Raw genomic sequence first — 22,299 nt, forward strand, 5'->3', positions numbered from 1 at the left:
AAGAGTCAAGGGAGTGCCATATGCTTGCCCGAAATATCATTAAGTCGATTGTTTTTATTCTAGTTGTACTGATCTTTTCCGCGGTACTGGGCTGGCGCTTCTGGTCGCCACCGGAGGCCGCCGCCGAGCAACGCATCCCGAGTACCCGGGTCGGTCTGGCCGTGGCCAAAAAACAACCCTACACCTACTACCTGGAAGCGATCGGCAAACTGGAAGCGCAGCGTCAGGTGCTGGTCTCGGCCGAAGTCAGTGGCAAGGTGGTAGACATCGATTTCGAGTCTGGCGATCAAGTGGCGGCAGGGCAGGTACTGCTCAAGCTCAATGACGCGCCGGAACAGGGCGAGCTGGTACGCCTGAAGGGCGAGTACGAATCGGCCAAGGCTCAATTCAGCCGGGTCCAGGAACTGGCCAAAACCGGTGCGGAAAGCCGTCGAGCCTTCGACAGCGCCCGCGCTCAATACGACGCGGCGAAAGGTGACATGGAGCGGATGCAGGCGCAGATCGCCCAGCGTCATATCCGTGCGCCGTTCGCCGGCACTCTCGGTATTCGCCAGGCGCACCTTGGGCAATACCTGCAAGCGGGCAGCGCGGTCGCAACTTTGACGGATCCAGGCGTGCTGCGGGTCAATTTCACCCTGGCCGAACGCGATGGTTCGCGGGTGCAACTGGGTCAGACGGTGCAGGCCAAGGTTGATGCCTGGGCGGACGTCAAATTTGCCGGAAAGATCGTCGCGGTCGATCCGCAGATCAACCAGTCTCACACCATCAATGTGCAAGCGGTCATTACCGATACGAAAAAATTGCTGCGTCCCGGCATGTATGCGCGGGTCTCGGTGACGTTGCCGCAAACCGCCGAATTGCTGATCCCGGAAACTGCCATTACCTACAACGCGTATGGCGAGAGTGTGTTCTCGGTCTACACCGACGAAGCCGGTGTCCAGAAGGTCAAGCGTGAAAGCATCAAGGTCGGCGAGCGTCGCGATGGCTGGGCGGTGGTCGACAAAGGCTTGAGCGACGGTGTGCAGGTGGTGACATCGGGTCAATTGAAATTGCATGACGGCGTAGCCGTGGAAGGTATTCCAGACACGATTGCTCTCAAACTCAGCGGGCTGGAAAAATGAATTTCACCGACCTCTTTCTTCGCCGGCCGGTGCTGGCCGTGGTGGTCAGCACGCTGATCCTGTTGTTCGGCGTCCGTGCGCTGATGAACCTGCCGATCCGCCAGTATCCGATGCTGGAAACGTCGACCATCACGGTCACGACTCAATACCCGGGTGCCTCTTCCGAACTGATGCAAGGCTTCGTCACACAGCCGATCAGTCAGGCGGTGGCCTCGGTCGAGGGTATCGACTACCTGTCTTCGGCTTCGACCCAGGGCCGCAGCCAGGTGACGATCCGGATGGCGCTCAACAGCGATTCCATCGCAGCGCTGACCGAGGTCATGGCCAAGGTCAACCAGATCAAGTATCGCTTGCCCAAGGATGCCTACGACCCTGTAGTGGAGCGCACGTCCGGTGGTTTCACCAGCGTGGCTTACGTGGCATTCGCCAGTTCCAACCTGACCATTCCAGAGATGTCGGACTACATTTCCCGCGTCGTTGAGCCGATGTTCGCCGGCATCGAAGGCGTGGCCAAGATCAACATCATGGGCGAGCAGAAACTCTCCATGCGCTTGTGGCTCGACCCGCAACGCCTGGCTGGCTACGGCATGACCGGACAGGACGTTTCCACGGCCATCGAGGGCAACAACTTCCAGGCGGCGCCAGGCCAGGTCAAAGGCTTGTATGTGGTCAGCAATCTGCGCGTCAACACCGACCTGAACAGCGTGGAAGACTTCCGCGACATGGTGCTGCGCAACGATAACGGTCACATCATTCGAGTGCGTGATGTCGGTACGGTCGAACTGAATGCGGCATCCACCGACACCAGCGGCGCAATGAGTGATGTTCCCGCGCTGTTCCTCGGTCTGGACGCAGCCCCCACCGGTAACCCGCTGGTGATCGTCAAGCGGGTACGCGAGTTGCTGCCGCAGATTCAGGAAACCCTGCCACCGGGCGTGACTGTGCAGATTCCTTTCGAAGTGGCGCACTTCATTCAATCGTCGATCGATGAGGTGTCTTACACACTGCTCGAAGCGCTGGTGATTGTGGTGCTGGTGATCTACCTCTGCCTGGGCACATTCCGCACGGTATTGATTCCGCTGGTGACGATTCCATTGTCGATGCTCGGCGCGGCGATGCTGATGCAGATGTTCGGTTTCAGCCTCAATCTGCTGACGTTGCTCGCCATGGTGCTGGCCATCGGGCTAGTGGTGGACGACGCCATCGTGGTGGTGGAAAACGTGCACCGTCACATCGAAGAGGGCAAGAGCCCGTTCGACGCGGCGCTGATCGGCGCACGGGAAGTGGCCGGACCGGTAGTGGCGATGACGTTCACGCTGGCGGCGGTGTATGCCCCGATCGGTTTGATGGGCGGCCTGACCGGTACGCTGTTCAAGGAATTCGCGCTGACCCTGGCCGGCGCTGTGGTGATTTCCGGCATCGTCGCGCTGACCTTGTCGCCGATCATGAGTACCCGCTTGCTGGATGCCAAAACCAGCGAAGGCTTCATGGCGGTCAAGGCCGATCGCTTCTTCCAGAGCCTGGCCCGTCGTTACGGCGCGTTGCTGGGTGGTTCGCTGGCGCGGCGCTGGATCAGTCTGAGCGTGGCGCTGGTGATCTTCTTCAGCCTGCCGTTTCTGTATCGCTCCGCGCAGACCGAACTGGCGCCGCTGGAAGACCAGAATATTCTGCTGACGGCGATCAAGGCGCCGCAGCACGCGAACCTGAACTACCTCGAAGCCTACGCGCACAAGCTCTACGAAACCTTTAACGAAATTCCCGAGGGTTACAGCAACTGGGTGGCGAACGGTACTGACGGTCTGTCGAACAGCGTCGGCGGGATCAACCTGGTGGACTGGGAAAAACGTGGGCGCGACGCCAATACGATCCAGCCGGATCTGCAGGCTCGGGTGAACCAGATCGAAGGCACCAGCATTTTCGTGTTCCAGATGCCACCGCTGCCGGGGTCCACCGGCGGTTTGCCGGTGCAGATGGTGATCCGCAGTGATCAGGAGTATCTGGCGCTATTCAACGTGATGGATCAGCTCAAGCAGGCGGCCCAGGCCAGTGGTCTGTTCGCGGTGGTCGACAGTGATCTGGACTTCAACAATCCCGTGGTGGAAATCCAGGTTGATCGCGCCAAGGCCAACGCATTGGGCATTCGCATGCAGGACATCGGCGAGACGCTGAACAGTTTGATCGGTGAGAAGTACGTCAACCGGTTCTCCTTTCACGGGCGCTCGTACGACGTGATTCCCCAGTCAATCTCTTCGGACCGACTGACCCCGGAAACCCTGAAGCTGTATTACGTCAAAGACCAGAAAGGCAACCCGGTGCCGTTGTCGACACTGGCGACCCTCAGCGTCAAGGTCGAGCCGAACCGCCTGACCCAGTTCAACCAACAGAACTCCGCCACGTTCCAGGCCATTCCGGCACCGGGCGTGACCCTGGGTGATGCCGTGGGTTTCCTGCAAAAACAATCGGAAAATTTCCCGGCCGGCTTCAGTTTCGACTGGCAGTCTGACGCGCGCCAATACGTGCAGGAAGGCAACAGCCTGGCGTTCACCTTCGGCCTGGCCCTGGTGATTATTTATCTGGTGCTGAGCGTGCAATACGAGAGCTTCCGCGATCCGTTCATCATCCTGATCAGCGTCCCGCTGTCGATCTGTGGCGCTCTGGTGCCACTGGCGCTGGGCATGACCTCGATGAACATTTACACGCAGATCGGTTTGATCACGCTGATCGGCCTGATCAGCAAGCACGGGATTCTGATGGTTGCCTTCGCCAACGAGCTGCAGCGTCAGCAAGGCATGGATCGTGTGCAAGCCATTCAGCATGCCGCACAAGTGCGCCTGCGGCCGATTCTGATGACCACCGCGGCGATGGTGGTCGGGCTGGCGCCGTTGTTGTTCGCCAGTGGTGCCGGCGCCAACAGCCGTTTCGGCCTGGGCCTGGTGATTGTGGTGGGAATGCTCATCGGTACGTTGTTCACCCTGTTCATTCTGCCGTCGGTCTACACCCTGCTGAGTTCGATCAAGCAGCCGACCCGCACCACTGAAGCCGCGTTGGCCAGTGCGCCGCTACCTACCCTGTGAGGACGTTTCATGTATCGGATTACACGCTTCATGCTGGCGCCCCTGGCGGTATCCATCCTGCTGTCTGCAGGGTGTGTGAACTACGCCGGAATCAATCATCAGGGCAAACTGCTGTCGCTTGGCGAGGCGCCGTCCGACAGCCTCAAGGACCAACTGCCGCCGGCCGAGTGGCCGCGCAGCGACTGGTGGACATCGTTGGGTGATCCACGTCTGGGGGCGTTGATCGAAGAGGCTTATGCCAGCAACCCGGACTTGCAGGAAGTCACTGCGCGGGTGGCCAAGGCCAATGCGTTTCTCGACCTGCGTGACGCCGAACGCTATCCGGAAATGGACGCGGCGGCCGGCGTGACCCGGGGGCGACTGTCGAAGTTCGAGGACTACAGCGGCGAGGGGCACAAGTATTTCACTGCGCGCAATCTGGCGGTCAACTTCAACTACACCTTCGACCTCTGGGGCGGCCAGCGTGCCGCCTGGGAGTCGGCGCTCAACAGCGCCATGGCGGCGGAAGTCGATCTGCAATCGTCGCGCCTGATTCTGACGGTCAACGTGGTCAAGGCCTACAACCAGTTGGCCTATGCCTGGCAGGTGTCGGAGCTCAATCGTCGGGATCTGGAACGCCTGAGCAAACTGGTGGAGCTGACCGACTCACGCTACGGCTCGGGGCTGGATAACCTGTCGCAACTCAAGCAGGTGCAGAGCCTCAAGGCGCGGTCGGAGTCGACGCTGATCGGCGCCAACGAAGACATTGAAATCGCTCGCTTGCAGTTGTCTGCGCTGATCGGCAAAGGCGTTGATCGTGCTCGTACCATCGAGCGTCCATCCAGCCTGCGGGCCAGTGTCGTGGCGTTGCCGACGCAATTGCCTGCGCAACTGCTCGGGCGCCGCCCGGACATTGTCGCGGCGCGCTGGCGGGTCGAAGCCGAGAGCAAAAACATCGAAGCAGTGAAGACCACGTTCTATCCCAACATCAATCTGGTGGCGGCCGCAGGCTCCCATGCGTTAACGGGGGATGCGCTGTTCGCAGGTGTCAGTAAGTTCTGGAATGTCGCGCCCACCGTATCCCTGCCGATCTTCGATGCCGGACGGCTGCGTTCCGACCTCAAGGCCGGCAACGCGCAACTGGACAGTTCGATCGCGCAGTACAACCGCGTGTTGAGTTCGGCGCTGCATGAAGTGGCGATTTCTGTGACGCAACTGCGCTCTTTCGAGCAGCAGATTGTCGTCCAGCGGGATGCCTGCACGATTGCCCAGTCGTCTTACGATTTGTCGCAGTCGCGCTACAAGGCGGGGGAAGACACGTTCCTGGATGCGCTTAACATCGAGCAACAATTGATTCAGGACGAAATGCGTCTTGCGTTCCTCAATAGCAAGCACATCGACAGCTCGATTTCGTTGATGGCGGCGCTGGGCGGCGGCTTCCAGGAGCCGCCGCTGCAGGGCGCGCGAAGCGCTGGCTTGTAGTGTCCGGCGTACCGTAGCTACCGGGACGGCTGTCGCGGGGGAGGGGCTTGTTGTGTATAGTCTTACTGTTCTCGTATAGACGAATCCAAACAAGTTTTCTCCCGCCTATATCATCAAAGGTACCTACCTATGAACGTCCCGAATCATCCCAATCAGGATCAGATCCTTCTAGAAAATGTCCTGTCTGCATTGGGAAGCCCGTTGCGTCTGACGGTGTTGAAGGTGTTGGCCGATGGCCAGGAACACCCCTGCGGCCGCATTCTCAAGGGGGCATCGAAGTCGACCATGACCCATCACTGGCGGGTCCTGCGTGACAGCGGTCTGATTTGGCAACGGCCTTACGGTCGGGAAAACCTGCTGTCGCTGCGTCGCGAAGACATGGACGTGCGTTTCCCGGGCCTGCTCGACTCGCTGCTCACGGCGGTGAAGTTCGATGAGCAGACCGTCGATGTGATCAGCAAGCACGAAGTGACAGAAGACAACAGTACAGAGTGACCACCACGACATGGCGCAGAAGGACTTGTCCCATCGCCGCGAGCAAATGGATTGAAGATCAACAGGGAGGTTGAGTGCGGTATGGATACGAGTCATTACTGGTCGTCGCGACCACTGGCGCAATTGACCGAACCGGAACATCACTGGTTGTTTCTGCCGGGGGCGCTGACGCCGCGGTTGAAGGCCATGGGGGCCTATTCCATCGAAGTGGTCGAGCAGTCAAAGGGCATGCTCAACCTGGATGAGGCGCAAGCCTTGAACGTGCCAGCGGCCAGTACTGGCTGGGTACGTGAAGTGGTCATGAGGCTCGATGGCGAGGCGTGTGTCACGGCACGCAGTCTGACCAGCATGCCGGCGTTGAACGGCGACTGGGCAGAATTGAATGACTACGGCGGGCGACCGCTGGCGGAGATTCTCTACGCTTCGGAACAGACGCTGCGTGAACCGTTTCAGTGTGCTTTGTTATCCCCCGGTGTGCCCTTGGCGACACTGTCCCACCGCTTCGCCCCCCAGGCTAAACGCCTCTTGGCGCGGCGTTCGCGTTTTACCCGCAATGGCTCGGCATTGCTTGTCAGTGAGTGTTTTCTGCCGGCGTTCTGGGCGCGGATCGAATATGCCTCGGGCTTGAAATCGGCCTCGTAAGGCATGCGTTGCGGGAGCAGGCTCCCGCAAGGTCAAAGCCGAATCACCGCTTCGATCTGGCTGATCGCCGGGGTTAACGCCTGCGCCAGTTGCTCGGCTTTGGAGGTGGGGTGCATGGTTCTCGATGAACGCAGAAACAGCGGGTCATCGAAGCGCTTGCGCAGCCGCGCCAGCGAGCCACTGATGGCCGGTTGTTTGACGTTCAGGCGCTCAGCCGTGCGCGAAACGCTGCGCTCGCGAAACAGCACCAGAAAGATGATGATCAGGTTCAGGTCGATATCCGCGAAGTTGTCTTCATTGAATAGCATGGTCACTTCCCTGTATTGCCTTCCAGGCCGGTGTGCGCCATTGCCGCACGCCGGCCTGGAGGGGAGTCACTGATCCGGGGCCAGGCGCAGCTCGTCGTTCAGACGGTAGTAATTGCGATTGAAGTAGACGAGGCCTTCCGTGGCTTCGCTGTGCTGCAGTTCGAGGATTTCACAGTAAAAAATGCTGTGAGTGCCGACCTCGTCTATCTTGGCGACGCGGCAATCAAGGCTCACCAACGCCTCGGCGATGACGGGCGAACCGGTCACCAGTGTCTGGCAGTTCACGCTGGAAAAGCGCTCCTGCATGGTCAGCTGCCGGTTGGCGAACGCCCCGGACGTCGACTGATGCCCACCGGTCAAGACGTTCACGCACAGCACGCCGTTGGTTTTGAAATGCTCGTGATTGGACGACGAGCGATTGACACAGACCAGCAGCGTTGGCGGCGAATCCGTCACGCTGCACACCGCCGAGGCGGTAAACCCGAAGCGCCCGGCGGGGCCATCGGTGGTGACGATGGTGACGGCACTCCCCAGCATCGCCATTGCATTACGAAACTCCGTTGAATCAACCACAGCGTCACCTCATTCCATGTAGGTCATTGGGAGCCGATCCGTTCTTCCTTGGCCGTTGTCGTTGTGCGAAAACGGTATCGGGCAACACGTTCGCTCTGACGATATAGTACGTATGTATCCGTACCTTGCAAGCTATTCCTGATGCTTATTTTGCAGAAAATTTCGTTCGGGTATTCAACCGCGATGCGTGCTTCTCAAACACCTGACAACGCCTCGAGCAGGGTCTTGGCATAAGCTGGCAACGCGCTGAAATCACGTGCACACAACAGCAGTTTTCGGCGCGCCCAAGGTTCGTGCAGTGGCAGGCTTTTGAAACGTTGCGCGGGCACGCGCTCGATGGCCGCCGAAGGCACGATGGCGATCCCGGCCCCCAACGCGACCATGCGCAGTACACCTTCAAAACCGTCGGCGCGGATGCGCAACTGCAGGCGCGCGCCCGCATGCAGCGCTTGTTCTTCCAGATAGACCGCCAACGCGCTGTCGGCGCGCAGTCCGACAAAGTCATGGCGCAAGGTGTCGCTGAAACTGACTTCGTTCGAGTCGGACAGTGGGTGATCGAGGGGCAGAATCAGTACCAGTGGATCGTCGCGAAACGGCTGGGTCTGCAGGTCGCTGGTGTCCACCGCATCGGAGACGATGCCGATATCCGCCGCGCCCTGGCGCAAGGCGTGAGTGATGCGTGCGCTGGGCAACTCCTGCAGGTCGATATCCAGATTGGGATGATCGCGCAAGAAGGTCGCCAGCACTTCCGGCAGGTATTCGCTGATCGCTGTGGTGTTGCACAACAGCCGAATCTGACCTTTGACGCCTTGGGCATAGTCGGCCAGATCCTGGCGCATGCGTTCGGCTTGTTGCAGCAGGATGCGTGCGTGATGCGCCAGCGCCTTACCGGCCGCTGTCGGCGTGACGCCACGGCGGCCGCGTTCGAGGAAATCGGTACCGAGCGAGGCTTCCATGGCGCGGATTCTGGCGCTGGCGGCGGCCAGGGATAAATGGCTGCGGGCGGCGCCGGCGGTGATGTTGCCGGTGTCGAGGATGTGCAGATAGAGGCGCAGGTCGGTGAGGTCGAAGTGCATGAGGGCAGCCTCTGGTTTTAGGGTGTTCGGGCTGGCCTTTTCGCGAGCAGGCTCGCTCCCACAGGGGAGTTGTGTACGACACCCATCCAATGTGGGAGCGAGCCTGCTCGCGAAGGGGCCAGAGGCTTTAAAGAAAATATCAGCCTCTTGTCAGGCGAGAGGCAGCCTCAGTATATGGCAGATTTCCAGCCAACCCGGACCGGCGCACAGTAGCGCCATGAACACACTCACAGATTTCTACCAACACCTCGGCCTGGCCCTGTCCCTGCTAGTCATCATGACCTTCGTCCTCGCCGGTCTGATCAAAGGCGTGATCGGCCTCGGTCTGCCCACCGTTGCCATGGGGTTGCTCGGTCTGGCTATGCCGCCGGCGCAGGCAGCCGCTTTACTGATCATCCCGGCAACCCTGACCAATGTCTGGCAACTGGCATTCGGCGGGCATTTGAACGTACTGATCAAACGCCTCTGGCCGATGCTGCTGATGATCTTCCTCGGCACCGCAATCGGCACGTTGTCGATCGGCATGGCGGGCGGGCATTGGGTGGTGCGCGGGCTGGGCGCGGCGTTGTTGCTCTATGCGTTGAGTGGTTTGTTTCTGCCAACGCTTAGCGTAAATCCACGCCATGAAGACTGGCTGGGTCCGGCGTGCGGCTTGATCACCGGCATGATCACCTCGGCCACCGGCGTCTTCGTGATTCCGGCAGTGCCATACCTGCAAGCGCTGGGCTTGAATCGCGATCAACTGGTGCAGGCGCTGGGGCTGTCATTCACCGTCTCGACGTTGGCGCTGGCCGCAGGATTGCTCTGGCGGGGCGCCCTCGGTGGTGGCGAACTCGGTGCTTCGCTGCTGGCGCTGATTCCGGCCATTCTCGGCATGTTGCTTGGCCAATGGCTGCGTGAACGGATCAGCGCCGTGCTGTTCAAGCGGGTGTTCTTCATCGGTCTGGGCGCGCTCGGCGCCCACTTGTTGATCAGCGGTTAGCCGAGGCTTCGCTGAGCATGTCGATCTGGCGGATATCAAAATCGCGCTCCAGAAAATCCATGCGACGTTCAAAAAACGCTTTCATGTGCGGCAGTTTCGAATGCACATCCAGATGCGCCTGGGAGGCCCAGATCTCGTAGAAGATGAACAGCGTCGGATCTTCTTTATCGCGCAGCATGTGGTACTCGATGCAACCCGGCTCCGCGCGGCTCGGCTCGACATAGGCGCGAAACAGCGCTTCGAAAGCCTCGGCCTGTTCCGGGCGGGTCTTGGCGTGCAGGATAAAACCCAAGCGTTCACTCATCACAACGACTCCTCACATTCAGAATGCCGCGGATGTTATTGCAACAATCGGTGATGGATTCGTGATTTTTGATCAAATGTATTTTGCGCAATCCGGCCTTATTCCGCGCGAGGCGGATCGTTAATCTGCCGCCATTCCAGTTTTCCTTCTCCATCCAGCCCAATGGCTGCGCCGAGGCTTTCTCATGAAAAAAGTGCTGTTGCTCAATGGCGGCAAGAAATTCGCTCACTCCGACGGTCGCTACAACACCACCCTGCACGAAGCCGCACTGAGCGTGCTCGATCGTGGCGGTGTCGACGTCAAGACCACCTTCATCGACGAGGGCTATGACGTTGCTGAAGAAGTCGCCAAATTCCTTTGGGCCGACGTGATCATTTACCAGATGCCAGGCTGGTGGATGGGCGCGCCATGGACGGTGAAAAAGTACCTCGACGAAGTCTTCACCGAAGGCCATGGCAGCCTTTACGCCAGCGACGGCCGCACCCGTTCCGATGCGTCGCAGAAGTACGGCAGCGGCGGTCTGATTCAGGGCAAGCAATACATGCTGTCGCTGACCTGGAACGCACCGCAGCAAGCTTTCGATGACCCGACTGATTTCTTTGAAGCCAAAGGCGTGGACGCGGTGTACTTCCCGTTTCACAAGGCCAATGAGTTTCTGGGCATGACCGGTTTGCCGACGTTCCTCTGTGTCGACGTGATGAAACGTCCAAACATCGAAGCTGATGTGGCGCGTTATGAGCAGCATTTGACCGAGGTGTTTGGCCTCAAGGCCTGAGTGTTTCAAGCTACTATCGAATAGCTTGGCCAACCCTGTGGCGAGGGAGCTTGCTCCCGCTGGAGTGCGCAGCGCTCCCCTGTTCTTGAGGTAAAAGCAGGGGGCTGCTTCGCACCCCAGCGGGAGCAAGCTCCCTCGCCACAATGAATGTGCATTCGATTAGAGGACACCCGTGAAAGCCAGATCCGATGAGTTGCAGATTTTCGTCTGCGTGATCGAATGCGGTTCGATTTCCGCCGCCGCCGAGCAGGTCGGCCAGACGCCGTCGGCGGTCAGCCGCACGTTGTCGAAGCTGGAAGCCAAGCTCGACACCACGTTGATCAACCGCACCACGCGGCGCATGGATCTGACCGAGGAGGGCAAGTATTTCTTCGAACAGGCCAAGCTGATTCTCGATCAGATGGATCAACTCGAAGAACGCCTGTCCTCACGCCAGCAGATCCCGTCCGGACGTTTGCGGATCAACGCCGCGTCGCCGTTCATGCTCCACGCGGTCGTCCCTTATATCGACGAATTCCGCCGTCTCTATCCGGACATCCAGCTCGAACTCAACAGCAATGACCTGATCATTGACCTGCTGGAACAAAGCACCGACATCGCCATCCGCATCGGCACCCTCGCTGACTCGACGCTGCACGCGCGTTCGCTTGGGTGCAGTCCGCTGCTGATCGTCGCCAGCCCGGCCTATCTGGAAAAGCGTGGCGCGCCGCAGCAAGTCGCGGACTTGAGCGAACACACCCTGCTCGGCTTCACCCAAAACGAAGGCCTCAACCAATGGCCGCTGCGCTATGTGCACGGCGACCGCTGGCCGATCACCCCGGCGATCAGCGCCTCCAGTGGCGAGACCGTGCGCCATCTGGCGCTGGAAGGGCAGGGCATCGCCTGCCTGTCGCACTTCATGACCATCGATGACATTCGGGCCGGGCGCCTGAAAGTCCTGCTCGGTGAATTCAACAGCGGCTATCGCCAGCCGATCAACGCGGTGTACTACCGCAACTCGCAACTGGCGTTGCGCATTCAATGCTTCCTCGACTTCATCCAGAGCAAACTCGCCGCTTACGCCAGCGCCGATTTCAAGGGCTGATTCGTGATCTCTGCGCAACAGTGATTTGGTTGAGGGCGGGTTTTTCCCTCGGACCCACAGGTCGATACTCGTCCCATCACTTATTCACGCAGGGAGTTTCTCCATGAACGTTTTCGTCACCGGCGCTGCCGGTTTTATCGGCGGCTCCATCGCTAGTGGCCTGGTCAAGGCCGGGCATCAAGTCACTGGTCTGGTGCGCAACCCTGAGCAAGCGGCTGAGCTCAAAGCACTCGGCATGACCCCGGTCATCGGCACCCTCGACGACAAAGCATTGCTCGCCGAACAGGCCCGTGCTGCCGACGCCGTGATCAACGCCGCCAGCAGCGACCATCGCGGCGCGGTAGAAGCGTTGCTCGACGCCTTGCGCGGTTCCAACAAAGTGTTCCTGCACACCAGTGGTTCGAGCATCGTCGGCGATGCGTCGGGCGGCAAATCCAGCGACGTCATCTACTACGAAGACAGCCTGCCGGAACCGACCGTGGACAAAGCCGCGCGGGTGGCGATCGACAACCTGATCCTCGCGGCGGCGAAGGACGGGGTGAACTCCGCCGTCATCTGCAACACGCTGATCTACGGCCACAGCCTGGGCGTCATCCGCGACAGCGTGCAATTGCCGCGTCTGCTCAAGCAGGCCCGTAAAAGCGGCGTCGTGCGCCACGTCGGCACCGGCCAGAACATCTGGTCCAACGTGCACATCGAAGACGTCGTTGCCCTGTACTTGCTGGCGCTGACCAAGAACGTTCCCGGTACTTTCTACTTCGTTGAAAGCGGCGAAGCATCGTTCATCGACATGACCACTGCCATGGCCGAAGCGCTGAACCTGGGCCAACCACAAGATTGGCCATTGCAAGACGCCGAAGCCGAATGGGGCTATGAAATGGCCAACTATGGCCTCGGTTCCAACAGCCGCGTACGCGGCAAACACGCCCGCGAACGGCTGGGCTGGGCACCGAAGCGCACGTCGGTGGTTGAATGGATTCGTAACGAAATGGTGTGATTGCCGTTTGAGCCCCGCCGGGCTTTGTGATCACCCTTTAGAACGGCTGCCATTGGGCAGCCGTTTTCGTTTCGGGCTTTGCGCTTGTGTCACGCCAGACCTATGGTGCTCTGAACATCGCCAGTTCAGCAGGTACAAGGATGATTGACCGTTACGACGCAGAAGGTGCACAGAGCAGCTTTCAGCCTGGCTCGAGGGATCAAGTGCTGAGCAATAAACTGGGAATTATCGAGCCCGAAGACATGGATGATGCAGAGCTGGTTTTGTTGGAGAAACTCTACCAATCTGTACTCATCGAGCATTTGCCTGATCGGGCACTCACTGTTCAGGATCTGAAGGATTGGCATCGACACTGGCTCGGGAACCTCTATCCATGGGCTGGCGATGTCCGTGCGGTAAATTTGGGCAAGGATGGATTTTTCTTCGCCGCTGCGCCGCAGATTCCTCGGTTGCTCGATGGATTTGAAAGGGACTGTCTTGCCAAATACACGCCATGTCGGCCCGATCTGGACGAGAACCTGATTCGCGCCATTGCTGTAACGCACGTCGAGTTCATTCTTATTCATCCCTTTCGCGAAGGTAACGGACGCTTGTCGCGATTACTGGCAGATGTCATGGCCGTGCAGGCGGGCTATGTGCCGCTGGACTACAGCAGTTGGGAGCGAAACAAAGAGGCTTATTTTGCAGCCATCAACCAAGGGCTGAACTGCAACTACGAACCCATGGAGTATTGGGTCCGGCAGGCATTATGGACTTGAGGTCGAGGCTACTTGGCCAGCGCCAAGTGCAGGAACTTACTGGACTTGAGTTTGAGTTTGCGCTCAATGGTCTCCACGCTTTGACCCGTCTCGATGGCTGTCGAACTGGCAACTGCGCGAATCAACGTTTCGGTTGTCAGTTTTTTTCGGGTGCGAGGCGTGGGGCTCATGGCAGGGACTCAGCGGAGGTTGTCAGGCGAGTATAGCGCTTGGCTGGATTTGAAAAACATGTCTATGGCTGGGCACCGAAGCGCACGTCGGTGATTGAATGGATTCGTAACGAAATGGTTTGAGTCGTCCACCAGCTCCCACAGGTTTTGCGCATCCTGTCTGGAGGAATGCGATCAAAAATGTGGGAGCGAGCCTGCTCGCGAAAGCGGTGGTTCAGTCGGCAGAGATGTTGAATGTGAAGCCGCCTTCGCGAGCAGGCTCGCTCCCACATTGGTTTCTCGTTCACCGAAAAGCCATGTAAATCCCGCCCCACGATTTTCATTAATCACGACAAGACATACCCCTCAGCGACACGTCTTGCCTCTCCACGAAAATTACTTTCATGCGGTTTGAAATCTCGATCTCGAAATGATTTATGAGTTTCACAACCCATTCGAACGTGACCCTTTCGAGGAGTACCGCATGACGCCTTCCTTCGGCTATTGGCTGCTGGTCTATGCCGCCGTCGCCATCATTGCGCTGATCGTGTTGATCGCCCGTTACCGGCTCAACCCGTTCATTGTCATCACCCTGATTTCCATCGGCCTGGCACTGGTCGCGGGGATGCCGCCGTCGGGGGTGGTGGGGGCGTATGAGGCCGGGGTGGGCAAGACGCTGGGGCATATTGCGCTGGTGGTCGCGCTGGGGACGATGCTCGGCAAGATGATGGCCGAGTCCGGCGGCGCCGAGCAGATGGCACGCACGTTGATCGACAAGTTCGGCGAGAAGAACGCGCATTGGGCGATGGTCTGCATCGCCTTTCTGGTCGGCCTGCCGTTGTTCTTCGAAGTCGGTTTCGTGTTGATGGTGCCGATTGCCTTTACCGTGGCGCGCCGCGTCGGCGTGTCGATTCTGATGGTCGGTCTGCCGATGGTGGCCGGCCTGTCGGTGGTGCATGCATTGGTGCCGCCGCACCCGGCGGCGATGCTGGCAGTGCAGGCCTATCAGGCGTCGGTCGGGCAGACCTTGCTGTATGCGATCGCCATCGGCATTCCGACCGCGATCATTGCCGGTCCGCTGTACGCCAAATTCATCGTGCCGCGTATTCAATTGCCGGCGGATAACCCGCTGGAAAAGCAATTCCTCGACCGCGAACCCCGCGACAAACTGCCGGGTTTCGGCATCACCATGGCGACCATTCTATTGCCGGTGGTGCTGATGCTGATCGGCGGCTGGGCCAACCTGATTTCCACGCCGGGCAGCAGCTTCAACCAGTTCCTGTTGTTCATCGGCAACTCGGTGATTGCCTTGCTGCTGGCGACCTTGCTGAGCTTCTGGACGCTGGGCATCGCCCAGGGTTTCAACCGTGAATCGATTCTGCAATTCACCAACGAATGCCTGGCGCCGACCGCCAGTATCACCCTGCTGGTGGGCGCTGGCGGTGGCTTGAACCGGATTCTGGTGGATGCTGGCGTGACCGATCAGATTGTCGGCCTCGCCCACGAATTTCACCTGTCGCCGCTGCTCATGGGCTGGCTGTTCGCCGCGTTGATGCGCATCGCCACCGGTTCCGCGACCGTGGCCATGACCACCGCGTCCGGCGTGGTCGCGCCGGTGGCCATTGGTCTGGGTTATCCACACCCTGAACTGTTGGTGCTGGCGACCGGCGCGGGCTCGGTTATCTTTTCCCACGTCAACGACGGCGGCTTCTGGTTGATCAAGGAATACTTCAACATGACCGTCGCGCAGACGTTCAAGACTTGGACCGTGCTTGAGACGCTGATCTCGCTGGTCGCTTTTGGTCTGACCGTCGGCCTTTCTTACCTGCTGTAACCGGAGTCTGCCGCCCATGGACATCCTCTACCAGATCCGCGCCCGCCAGGATTCCTTCAGCGCCGGCGAAGGCCGCATCGCCCGGCTGATGCTCGATGACGTCGGTTTTGCCGCCAGCGCCAGCCTCGAAGACCTCGCGCAACGCGCCGAAGTCAGCACCGCCACACTGTCGCGTTTCGCCCGCACGGTGGGCTGCCGCGACTTACGAGATCTGCGCCTGCAACTGGCTCAGGCCAGCGGTGTCGGCAGCCGTTTTCTCGACCCGGCGGGCACGCCTGAACAGTCGGCGTTCTACGGGCAGATCGTCGGTGATATCGAAACCACGCTGCGCCAGCATCTGGCCGGATTCGACGAATCGCGCTTTGCCGATGCGGTGAAAATGCTCGGTCAGGCACGAATGATTCACGCCTTCGGCATGGGCGGTTGCTCGACCCTGTGCAGCGATGAATTGCAGGTTCGACTGGTGCGCCTCGGCTACCCGATTGCCGTGTGTCATGACGCGGTGATGATGCGCGTCACCGCCGCCAGCCTGAACGCCGAACAGGTAGTGATCGTCTGCTCGCTGACCGGTATCACTCCAGAGCTTTTGGAAACGGTGGAGCTGGCGCGCAACTACGGCGCGCGCATTCTCGCCATCACCCGCGCCGATTCGCCGCTGGCCGAACGGGCCGACATTGTCCTGCCGCTGCAAGGCGCAGAAACCTCGTTCATCTACAAGCCGACGGCGGCGCGCTACGGCATGCTGCTCGCCATCGACGTGCTCGCCACCGAGCTGGCGCTGGCCAATCCTGAAGACAATCAAGAGCGTCTGCGGCGGATCAAACTCGCCCTCGACGAATACCGTGGCGGCGACGATCACCTGCCGCTGGGAGACTGACATGCTGTACGACACCCTGATTCGCAACGCTCTTATCGTCGACGGCAGCAACACGCCCGGATACAGCGCCGACGTGGCGATTCTTAACGGACGCATCGAGCGCATCGGCGACTTGCACGACATCAGCGCCAGCGAGGAAATCGACGCCGCCGGCCGCGTGCTGGCGCCGGGTTTCATCGATGTGCACACCCACGACGACACCGTGGTCATTCGCCAACCCGAGATGCTGCCCAAGCTCAGCCAAGGCGTGACCACGGTGATTGTCGGCAACTGTGGGATCAGCGCTTCGCCGGTCAGTCTGAAAGGCAATCCGCCGGATCCGATGAACCTGCTCGGTACGGCGGCGGCATTCGTTTATCCACGCTTCAGCGATTACCGCGCCGCAGTCGAAGCGGCCAACACCACGCTGAACGTCGCCGCATTGGTCGGCCACACGGCGCTGCGCAGCAATCACCTCGATGACTTGTTTCGTACCGCGACGCCGGACGAAATTGCCGCGATGCGCGAGCAACTGCGCGAAAGTCTGGAGCACGGCGCCTTGGGTTTATCCACAGGCCTGGCGTATGCGAGTGCCTTCAACGCCTCCACCGATGAAGTGAAGCAACTGACCGAAGAACTGACCGCGTTCGGCGCGGTTTACACCACGCACCTGCGCAGCGAATTCGAACCGGTGCTGGAGGCGATGGAAGAAGCGTTCAGCATCGGCCGTCACTCGCGGTCGCCGGTGATCATTTCCCACCTCAAATGTGCCGGCGTCGGCAACTGGGGGCGCAGTCCGCAATTGCTCGCCTCATTGGAGGAGGCAGCAAAAACCCACCCGGTTGGCTGCGATTGCTACCCGTATGCAGCGAGCTCGTCGACGCTGGATCTCAAGCAAGTCACCGACGCCCACCGCATCACCATCACCTGGTCGACGCCGCACCCGGAAGTCAGCGGCCGCGACCTGATCGACATCGCCGCCGAATGGAATCTGCCGCTGCTCAATGCCGCCAAACGCCTGCAACCGGCGGGCGCGGTGTACTACGGCATGGACGAGGCGGATGTACGAAGAATCCTCGCGCATCCGTTGTCGATGGTTGGGTCTGACGGACTGCCGGAAGATCCTTTCCCGCATCCACGTCTGTGGGGCGCATTCCCACGGGTGTTGGGACATTTCAGTCGTGATGTCGGGCTGTTTCCATTGCACACCGCGGTGCACAAGATGACCGGTCTGTCGGCGGCGCGGTTTGGTTTGAAGGAACGCGGCGAGATTCGTGAAGGCTATTGGGCGGATCTGGTGTTGTTCGACCCGGTGACTGTGCGTGATGTGGCCGACTTTCACGACCCGCAACGTGCGGCGTTGGGCATCGACGGTGTTTGGATCAACGGTGTTCTGAGCTATCGCGACGGGCAGGCGAATGGTCGCAGGAAAGGGCGGTTTCTCGCACGCGATGGGAATTTACGCGACGGGTTTAAGTGATTCTGCTGACGTCAAAAGATCGCAGCCTTCGGCAGCTCCTACATGGGAATGCGACCTTCTGTAGGAGCTGCCGAAGGCTGCGATCTTTTGAACTGTGTCTCATAGTGGCACTGTGCGATTAAAGAAACGCCAGCCCAAGCCGAATTGCTGACATCCACCCCGTCTACACTGTGGGGCCAATCAGTCAGGGAGCACCCCATGAGCTTCGGCAAAACCACCCCGATCCTGCGGATCTTCGATGAAGCCAAAGCTGTCGAGTTCTACGTCGATTTTCTGGGTTTCAAGATCGACTGGCAGCATCGCTTCGAGGCGAATTTTCCGCTGTATCTGCAGGTGTCGCGGGGCGAGTGTGTGCTGCATCTGTCCGAGCATCATGGCGATGCGACGCCGGGTTCGGCATTGCGTATCGAGACCGATGAGCTGGAGGCGTTTCAGCAGCAGCTGGTGGCCAAGGATTACAAGTTTTCGCACCCAGGGATTCAGGCGATGCCGTGGGGCAGTCAGGACATGACGATTGTCGATCCGTTTGGTAATCGGTTGGTGTTTACCAACGCGATCTGTCTCTGAGCCGAGACATATGGAAAAGCCCGCAGGCAAACCCTTACGGTTTGTTTGCGGGCTTTTTCGTTACTCGGTCGGCACGAACTTATCCAGCACCTGATTGACTGCCATCTCCGCCACCATCACCACTTGCGCGATGCCTTGCAGCGTCTTGCGGTGCGAGCCTTCGAGCACGGCGGCGAAGTCGTTGAGCATTACCGAGGCCGAGCCCAGCGTTTCGCAGGCGTCGACCAGCAAGGGCTCGGTCGCGGATGCCGGGTTGGCCATGTAGAGGCGGTTGGGTTGGTAGGGCTTGGCCATGATTTGCGCGACGGGTGGGGCGAGATAGTGGTCGAGGGCGCGCTCGGCGGCTTCGTGGAATTTCTTTGAATCGGCGGATTCGTAGGGGGAGGCCGGGTCGGTGACCGGCGGGTTTGGCGTTACTTTGAACATAGCTGTGTTCCTGTTGTTGAGCGGCAACCCTTTGGCTACTAAACGAAAGGGTGGCAGCTGTACGCAGGTTAGTAGACCGGGGAACTCAGCTAAGCCGGCGCGCCGAAGCGCCCTGCGTACAGCCACCATCAAGCTCAGGTACGCGAGCACCTGTGATGAATGTACGACCAGCAGAATTACCTCCGGGCTACTAAACCCGATCACTGGGAATCAGTGACCGAATCAAGTTACGCAGCATGCTCAGGGCGCACAAGCCGGCGGATTCTGGCGCAGGCGTAGGCAGCGGCGCAAGGATTTGTGGGCTGTTTCGCGTAACGCAGAGTGTCCTTAAACACCTTTGGTTAGCGGTGTTTGCTGTGCGATGAAGCAGGCGACTTATCTGTCGGACTGGGGTGCTGCGACTGACGTCTTCGCGAGCAGGCTCACTCCCACATTGAGTCGGCGGTGAACATTAACGTTGTGAACAACGGAGATCGAATGTGGGAGCGAGCCTGCTCGCGAAGAGGCCGGAACATTCACCCGCGATGCATCTGCCGAAACTCCCCCGGCGGCATCCCCCGGCGACTCTTGAACGCGCGATGAAACGAGCGCGGTTCGGTAAACCCCAGATACTGCGCAATGTCCTGAATCGGCAACGTGCTGTTGAGCAAATAATGCTCAGCCAGTTCCTGACGCAAATCATCCAGAATCTGCTGATACGACGTCCCCGCCTGATGCAACTGTCGCTGCAACGTCCGCACGGACACAGCGAGCTGTTCGGCGACCTGCTCCTTGCGCGGCAAGCCTTCCTTGAGCAACTGGCGCAGGATGTTCTTCACCTGCTGCTCAAGCGACGCATCCTCCAGCGTCGCCATCAAGCCCAGCGCATGTTCTTCCAGCGTTCGCAGTAACTGCGCATCCGCCTGACGCAACGGCAACTGCAAATACGCCAGCGGTACGATCAACGCCGAATACGGCTGATCAAACAACACCGGGCAACCGAAAAACGCTTCGTATTGCGCCGGCGTGGCCTCGGCCGGGCACGTATGTTCGAGCCAGACCCCGGCCGGCGACATCTGCGTATCGGCGATCCAGCGCGCATAGTGCAGCCACGAACCGAGGACGTTATCCACCAGATGCCGACGAATGCGCGGGGGCTGATAGCGACACGTCCAGATCAAATGTACGTGGCCGTCCTGCACCTCGGCGCGGCTGACGCCCATGTCGCCGACCAGTTTTTCGAACGGCATGATTCGGCTCATCGCATCACCGAGGGTCGCGCAGTTCATGGTGATATAACCGAGCACACTCCACGAATTGGGCAGGACGAAATTCGCCGCGTTGAGGCCGAACAGCGGATCGCCCGAGTGTTCGCAAAAATAATCCAGCAAGCGTTCATGCGCCTCACCGGGCAAACGCAGGGTGTTGTCGCTCAACTGCTGCGCCTGCAAACCCGCCGCCGCCAACGCAGGCTCGATGGCCATGCCCAGTTGTTCGGCATGGCGCAGGTACTTGAGCAGGGGCGGAACCGAGGTGAAGCCGAGCGATTGCATGATCCCTTCCTTTGATCGACGGCCGCGTGGGCGAATGAAGGCCTGAAAGGTAATTTGAAACCACGGCTAAAGTAAATGGCTGACGCTTGCGCGACGTTTGACTCAATTGGCTACATGAACTGGCCGGATGCGACCGTGACACTTTACGGCCGCTGGCTAGTATGGAGGCCTGAAACATCACTGATCCGACGGTTAAAAGGACACACGCATGCGACGCTGGAACGGCTGGGGAGATGCAAGCACGGTGGTCGAGTTGCCGGCCCAGGGCGCGGAATTTCTTCATGAGCGCCTGGGCGAGGGGCGCGCGCTGCCCGATGCCACGCTGGAGGCCGCAATGGCCCGCGTGCCGGCCTCGCGATTGTCGGCGCACAGCTTGTACAGCGTCGACGCCCATGATCGTTTGCTGCATGCGCGGGGTCAGAGCCTGCCGGACTGGCTGGCGTTGCGCGAAGGTGCGCTGGGCAATTATCCCGATGCGGTGGCGTTTCCCGAGACCGCCGAACACATCCGCCAGTTGCTGGCGCTCGCCCATGAACAGGACGTGTGCCTGATCCCTTATGGCGGCGGCACCTCGGTGGCCGGGCACATCAATCCGCCGCAGTCGGTGCGACCGGTGGTGACGGTGTCGCTGGCGCGGATGAATCGCCTGATCGACCTCGACGAACAGAGCCTGCTGGCGACGTTCGGCCCCGGCGCGAGTGGGCCGCAGGTGGAAAGCCAGTTGCGTGCGAAAGGCTACACGCTGGGGCATTTTCCGCAGTCGTGGGAGCTGTCGACGCTGGGTGGTTGGGTCGCCAGTCGTTCCAGCGGTCAGCAGTCGCTGCGCTATGGCCGCATCGAGCAACTGTTTGCCGGCGGAACCCTGGAAACCTTCGCCGGGCCGCTGCAGATTCCAACCTTCCCGGCCTCTGCCGCCGGGCCTGATCTGCGCGAAGTGGTGCTCGGTTGCGAGGGCCGTTTCGGGATCATTTCCGAGGTCAAGGTGCGGGTCAGTGCTTTGCCTGCCGATGAGCGTTTCTACGGTGTGTTTCTACCCGATTGGCCGCAAGCGCTAAGGGCGATCCGCCAATTGGCTCAGGCGCGCGTACCGCTGTCGATGCTGCGCCTGTCCAATGCCGTGGAAACCGAAACGCAACTGGCGCTGGCCGGTTATCCGCAACAAATCGCCTGGCTGGAAAAGTACTTGAGCCTGCGCGGCGCCGGTGCGGGCAAATGCCTGCTGACCTTCGGCGTAACCGGCAATCGTCGACAAAACGCACTGTCGCTGAAACAGGCGCGACAACACCTCAAGGCCTTTGGCGGCGTGTTCACCGGCACTTTGCTCGGCAAGAAATGGGCGCAGAACCGCTTCCGTTTCCCCTACCTGCGCGAGAACCTGTGGAACGCCGGTTACGTGGTCGACACCCTCGAAACCGCCACCGACTGGAGCAACGTCGACAACCTCCTCAACCTCGTTGAAAACAGCCTGCGCGCGGCCTTGGCCGCTGAGGGTGAGCGCGTGCATGTGTTCACCCACCTGTCCCACGTCTACGGCGAAGGCTCGAGTATCTACACCACCTACGTGTTTCGTCCGGCGGCGGATTACCCGGCAACGCTGGCGCGCTGGAAAGCGCTGAAACACGCGGCCAGCCAGACCATCGTCGACAACCACGGCACCATCAGTCACCAGCACGGTGTCGGCAAGGATCACGCGCCGTACCTGCTGCGGGAGAAAGGCGCACTGGCGATGGATACCTTGCAGGCGCTGAGCAAGCACTTCGATCCGGCCGGGCGCCTCAACCCCGGCACGCTGCTGCCGGAGTGAC

At 60.0% G+C, this 22,299-nt stretch carries 22 protein-coding genes; 15 read left to right on the forward strand and 7 right to left on the reverse strand.

What is annotated here, in order from left to right; genetic code table 11:
• Window positions 1–20 precede the first annotated feature (20 nt).
• From BK670_RS17185 to BK670_RS17205, 5 genes are all read left to right on the forward strand, one after another.
• Window positions 21–1,121, forward strand: a complete 1,101-nt coding sequence (locus tag BK670_RS17185; RefSeq protein ID WP_123451448.1) for an efflux RND transporter periplasmic adaptor subunit — start codon at window positions 21–23, stop codon at window positions 1,119–1,121.
• Window positions 1,118–4,195 (forward strand): MexW/MexI family multidrug efflux RND transporter permease subunit, encoded by a 3,078-nt coding sequence (locus tag BK670_RS17190; protein WP_123451450.1) that lies wholly within the window; start codon window positions 1,118–1,120, stop codon window positions 4,193–4,195. Before BK670_RS17185 ends, BK670_RS17190 begins: the two co-directional genes overlap by 4 nt.
• Window positions 4,196–4,204: 9 nt before the next feature.
• The gene (locus BK670_RS17195) at window positions 4,205–5,656 is read left to right on the forward strand and encodes an efflux transporter outer membrane subunit (RefSeq protein ID WP_123451452.1); all 1,452 of its coding nucleotides are present in this window, start codon (window positions 4,205–4,207) and stop codon (window positions 5,654–5,656) included.
• A gap of 129 nt (window positions 5,657–5,785) precedes the next feature.
• Window positions 5,786–6,151 carry an ArsR/SmtB family transcription factor gene (locus BK670_RS17200; RefSeq protein WP_123451454.1) on the forward strand — a complete coding sequence of 122 codons (366 nt, stop codon included), beginning with the start codon at window positions 5,786–5,788 and terminating at the stop codon, window positions 6,149–6,151.
• 81 nt (window positions 6,152–6,232) lie between these two features.
• Window positions 6,233–6,793, forward strand: coding sequence for a chorismate--pyruvate lyase family protein (locus BK670_RS17205; protein ID WP_123451456.1), 561 nt, complete (start codon window positions 6,233–6,235; stop codon window positions 6,791–6,793).
• 32 nt (window positions 6,794–6,825) lie between these two features.
• Here the strand turns inward: BK670_RS17205 and BK670_RS17210 are convergent, their stop codons facing one another.
• From BK670_RS17210 to BK670_RS17220, 3 genes are all read right to left on the reverse strand, one after another.
• On the reverse strand, window positions 6,826–7,101 hold the full coding sequence (locus tag BK670_RS17210) for a LysR family transcriptional regulator (protein ID WP_123451458.1): 276 nt from the start codon (window positions 7,099–7,101) through the stop codon (window positions 6,826–6,828).
• A gap of 66 nt (window positions 7,102–7,167) precedes the next feature.
• Window positions 7,168–7,674 (reverse strand): flavin reductase, encoded by a 507-nt coding sequence (locus tag BK670_RS17215; RefSeq protein WP_045123182.1) that lies wholly within the window; start codon window positions 7,672–7,674, stop codon window positions 7,168–7,170.
• Window positions 7,675–7,868: 194 nt separating this feature from the next.
• Window positions 7,869–8,750 (reverse strand): LysR family transcriptional regulator, encoded by an 882-nt coding sequence (locus tag BK670_RS17220; protein WP_123451460.1) that lies wholly within the window; start codon window positions 8,748–8,750, stop codon window positions 7,869–7,871.
• 217 nt (window positions 8,751–8,967) lie between these two features.
• On the opposite strand from BK670_RS17220, the gene BK670_RS17225 reads away from it, so the two are divergent.
• Window positions 8,968–9,732, forward strand: coding sequence for a sulfite exporter TauE/SafE family protein (locus BK670_RS17225; RefSeq protein WP_123451462.1), 765 nt, complete (start codon window positions 8,968–8,970; stop codon window positions 9,730–9,732).
• Here the strand turns inward: BK670_RS17225 and BK670_RS17230 are convergent.
• Window positions 9,722–10,036, reverse strand: a complete 315-nt coding sequence (locus BK670_RS17230) for a putative quinol monooxygenase (protein WP_123451464.1) — start codon at window positions 10,034–10,036, stop codon at window positions 9,722–9,724. The genes BK670_RS17225 and BK670_RS17230 overlap by 11 nt on opposite strands.
• A gap of 184 nt (window positions 10,037–10,220) precedes the next feature.
• Here BK670_RS17230 and mdaB point away from each other — a divergent pair, with 184 nt between their 5' ends.
• The 4 genes from mdaB to BK670_RS17250 all read left to right on the forward strand — a co-directional run bounded on the left by mdaB (window position 10,221) and on the right by BK670_RS17250 (window position 13,650).
• A complete protein-coding gene (gene mdaB, locus BK670_RS17235; RefSeq protein WP_077570944.1) occupies window positions 10,221–10,811 on the forward strand; it encodes an NADPH:quinone oxidoreductase MdaB in 591 nt (196 codons plus the stop codon).
• A 172-nt stretch (window positions 10,812–10,983) separates the two neighbouring features.
• Window positions 10,984–11,895 (forward strand): LysR family transcriptional regulator, encoded by a 912-nt coding sequence (locus tag BK670_RS17240; protein ID WP_123451466.1) that lies wholly within the window; start codon window positions 10,984–10,986, stop codon window positions 11,893–11,895.
• 103 nt (window positions 11,896–11,998) lie between these two features.
• Window positions 11,999–12,892 carry an NAD-dependent epimerase/dehydratase family protein gene (locus BK670_RS17245; protein WP_123451468.1) on the forward strand — a complete coding sequence of 298 codons (894 nt, stop codon included), beginning with the start codon at window positions 11,999–12,001 and terminating at the stop codon, window positions 12,890–12,892.
• A 140-nt stretch (window positions 12,893–13,032) separates the two neighbouring features.
• Window positions 13,033–13,650, forward strand: a complete 618-nt coding sequence (locus BK670_RS17250) for a Fic/DOC family protein (RefSeq protein ID WP_123451470.1) — start codon at window positions 13,033–13,035, stop codon at window positions 13,648–13,650.
• An 8-nt stretch (window positions 13,651–13,658) separates the two neighbouring features.
• Here BK670_RS17250 and BK670_RS29655 read toward each other — a convergent pair whose 3' ends face one another.
• On the reverse strand, window positions 13,659–13,820 hold the full coding sequence (locus BK670_RS29655) for a hypothetical protein (protein ID WP_185036792.1): 162 nt from the start codon (window positions 13,818–13,820) through the stop codon (window positions 13,659–13,661).
• A gap of 463 nt (window positions 13,821–14,283) precedes the next feature.
• Between BK670_RS29655 and BK670_RS17255 the strand changes: the two genes are divergently transcribed.
• From BK670_RS17255 to BK670_RS17270, 4 genes are all read left to right on the forward strand, one after another.
• On the forward strand, window positions 14,284–15,633 hold the full coding sequence (locus tag BK670_RS17255) for a GntP family permease (protein ID WP_123452816.1): 1,350 nt from the start codon (window positions 14,284–14,286) through the stop codon (window positions 15,631–15,633).
• A gap of 16 nt (window positions 15,634–15,649) precedes the next feature.
• The gene (locus tag BK670_RS17260; RefSeq protein ID WP_123451472.1) at window positions 15,650–16,510 is read left to right on the forward strand and encodes a MurR/RpiR family transcriptional regulator; all 861 of its coding nucleotides are present in this window, start codon (window positions 15,650–15,652) and stop codon (window positions 16,508–16,510) included.
• 1 nt (window position 16,511) lies between these two features.
• A complete protein-coding gene (locus BK670_RS17265; protein WP_123451474.1) occupies window positions 16,512–17,969 on the forward strand; it encodes a D-aminoacylase in 1,458 nt (485 codons plus the stop codon).
• A gap of 198 nt (window positions 17,970–18,167) precedes the next feature.
• The gene (locus BK670_RS17270; RefSeq protein ID WP_095051026.1) at window positions 18,168–18,536 is read left to right on the forward strand and encodes a glyoxalase superfamily protein; all 369 of its coding nucleotides are present in this window, start codon (window positions 18,168–18,170) and stop codon (window positions 18,534–18,536) included.
• Window positions 18,537–18,596: 60 nt separating this feature from the next.
• Here the strand turns inward: BK670_RS17270 and BK670_RS17275 are convergent, their stop codons facing one another.
• Window positions 18,597–18,962, reverse strand: a complete 366-nt coding sequence (locus tag BK670_RS17275) for a DUF6124 family protein (RefSeq protein WP_123451476.1) — start codon at window positions 18,960–18,962, stop codon at window positions 18,597–18,599.
• Between the two features lie 515 nt (window positions 18,963–19,477).
• Complete coding sequence (gliR, locus tag BK670_RS17280) at window positions 19,478–20,494, reverse strand: AraC family transcriptional regulator GliR (protein ID WP_123451477.1); 1,017 nt, start codon at window positions 20,492–20,494, stop codon at window positions 19,478–19,480.
• Window positions 20,495–20,702: 208 nt separating this feature from the next.
• Here gliR and BK670_RS17285 point away from each other — a divergent pair, with 208 nt between their 5' ends.
• Window positions 20,703–22,298, forward strand: a complete 1,596-nt coding sequence (locus BK670_RS17285; RefSeq protein ID WP_123451479.1) for an FAD-binding oxidoreductase — start codon at window positions 20,703–20,705, stop codon at window positions 22,296–22,298.
• Window position 22,299: the final 1 nt, after the last annotated feature.

It is taken from the genome of Pseudomonas fluorescens, assembly GCF_003732425.1.
GTDB classification, from domain to species: Bacteria; Pseudomonadota; Gammaproteobacteria; order Pseudomonadales; family Pseudomonadaceae; genus Aquipseudomonas; species Aquipseudomonas fluorescens_BE.